1 pseudogene is annotated in these 1,678 nt (G+C 43.1%); it reads left to right on the top strand.

Annotated features, from left to right (window positions below):
- A pseudogene (locus Q4512_RS16340) lies at positions 1 to 1,678 on the top strand (hypothetical protein); the annotation flags it as partial.

Raw genomic sequence — 1,678 nt, 5'->3', positions numbered from 1 at the left:
GATGGCGCACCAAACGGTACGGACACAGCACCATATGATCCATGTGTAGGTGGCGATGTAGTCAATGTAGATTTATTAGATACAACTAGTGATTGGTATACATCCGATTGTGATGGAGATGGAGTAATCAACGGAACAGAGGTAGATCCAGATATGGATGGTACCGCAGGACCTGATGGAACAGATCCAACCGATCCATGTGATTACAACGTAGCAGATGTTACAGTAACTCCAAGTGGAGATTGGTTAACAGCGGATTGTGATGGTGATGGAGAACCAAATAACACAGATACAGATCCATTTGATCCATGTGCAGGCGATACAGATATCGTAAACAATCCAATGCCAGGAGATGAGAACTATGATGTATGGGCAGCAGCAGATTGTGATGGTGATGGTGAAACTAATGGAGACGATCCAGAACCATATGATCCATGTGTAGGAGGAGAATTAGCGAATGTTGATTTATCAGATACTAATTCAGATTGGTATATGGCAGATTGTGATGGCGATGGTGTACCAAACGGAACAGAAGTAGATCCAGATATGGATGGTACAGCTGGTCCTGATGGAACAGATCCAAACGATCCTTGTGAATACAATGAAGACGATGTTAGTTTACCACAAGGTGGAGATTGGTCATTAGCAGATTGTGATGGTGATGGAGAACCAAACAGTACAGATACAGATCCATTTGATCCATGTGCAGGCGATACAGATATCGTAAACAATCCAATGCCAGGCGATGAGAACTATGATGTATGGGCAGCAGCAGATTGTGATGGTGATGGTGAAACTAATGGAGACGATCCAGAACCATATGATCCATGTGTAGGAGGAGAATTAGCGAATGTTGATTTATCAGACAATAATACAGACTGGTATAATGCAGATTGTGATGGCGATGGTGTGCCAAACGGAACAGAAGTAGATCCTGATATGGATGGTACAGCTGGTCCTGATGGAACAGATCCAAACGATCCTTGTGAATACAATGAAGAGGATGTTAGTTTACCACAAGGTGGGGACTGGTCATTAGCAGATTGTGATGGTGATGGAGAACCAAACAGTACAGATACAGATCCATTTGATCCATGTGCTGGCGATACAGATATCGTAACTATTCCAGATCCTGCAGATCCAAACTATTCTGTTTGGGCAGCAGCAGATTGTGATGGCGATGGTGAAACTAATGGAGACGATCCAGCACCATATGATCCATGTGTAGGAGGAGAATTAGCGAATGTTGATTTATCAGACAATAATACAGACTGGTATAATGCAGATTGTGATGGTGATGGTGTGCTAAACGGTACGGAAGTTGATCCAGATGGAGACGGTACAGCTGGTCCTGATGGAACAGATCCAACCGATCCATGTGATTACAACTTAGCAGATGTTACAGTAACTCCAACTGGAGATTGGTTAACAGCGGATTGTGATGGTGATGGAGAACCAAATAGCACAGATACAGATCCATTTGATCCATGTGCTGGCGATACAGATATCGTAACTATTCCAGATCCTGCAGATCCAAACTATGATGTATGGGCAGCAGCAGATTGTGATGGTGATGGTGAAACTAATGGAGACGATCCAGCACCATATGATCCATGTGTAGGAGGAGAATTAGCGAATGTTGATTTATCAGACAATAATACAGACTGGTATAATGCAG

The organism is Oceanihabitans sp. 2_MG-2023 (assembly GCF_030547245.1).
Taxonomy (GTDB): Bacteria; Bacteroidota; Bacteroidia; order Flavobacteriales; family Flavobacteriaceae; genus Oceanihabitans.
Note: the sequence above shows the minus strand (reverse complement) of the source record. Positions and strands in the feature narration are given on the sequence as shown.